This is a genomic window from Xanthobacter oligotrophicus, from assembly GCF_008364685.1.
Lineage (GTDB): Bacteria > Pseudomonadota > Alphaproteobacteria > Rhizobiales > Xanthobacteraceae > Xanthobacter > Xanthobacter oligotrophicus.
This window is the reverse complement of record NZ_VTTL01000035.1, coordinates 1-695: the sequence shown is the minus strand read 5'-3', so window position 1 is coordinate 695 and position 695 is coordinate 1. Positions and strand designations below refer to the sequence as shown.

Below are 695 nucleotides of genomic sequence, written 5' to 3'. Positions count from 1 at the left end.
ATGGCCAAAGAGAAGTTCAACCGCTCGAAGCCGCACTGCAACATCGGCACGATCGGTCACGTGGATCATGGCAAGACGTCGCTGACTGCGGCGATCACGAAGATCCTTGCGGAGACGGGCGGCGCGACGTTCACGGCGTACGACCAGATCGACAAGGCGCCGGAAGAGAAGGCGCGCGGCATCACGATCTCGACCGCTCACGTGGAATACGAGACGGCCAACCGCCACTATGCGCACGTGGACTGCCCCGGGCACGCCGACTATGTGAAGAACATGATCACCGGCGCGGCGCAGATGGACGGCGCGATCCTGGTGGTGTCGGCGGCCGACGGCCCCATGCCGCAGACCCGCGAGCACATCCTGCTCGCCCGCCAGGTCGGCGTGCCGGCGCTGGTGGTGTTCCTCAACAAGTGCGACATGGTCGACGACGAGGAACTGCTGGAGCTGGTCGAGCTGGAAGTGCGCGAGCTGCTGTCCAAGTACGACTTCCCCGGCGACGACATCCCGATCATCCGCGGCTCGGCGCTGGTGGCGCTGGAGAACGGCGATCCCAAGCTCGGCCGCGACGCGGTGCTGAAGCTGATGGAGGCGGTCGACGCCTACATCCCGCAGCCCGAGCGTCCCGTTGACCTGCCGTTCCTGATGCCCATCGAGGACGTGTTCTCGATCTCGGGCCGCGGCACGGTGGTGACCGG

General features: G+C 66.2%; 1 protein-coding gene. It reads left to right on the top strand.

Translation table 11 applies throughout. The annotated features are described in order from the left end of the window. The coding region (locus tag FZ033_RS23915) for a GTP-binding protein (protein ID WP_149578560.1) at window positions 1–695 on the top strand (695 nt) is incomplete at its 3' end.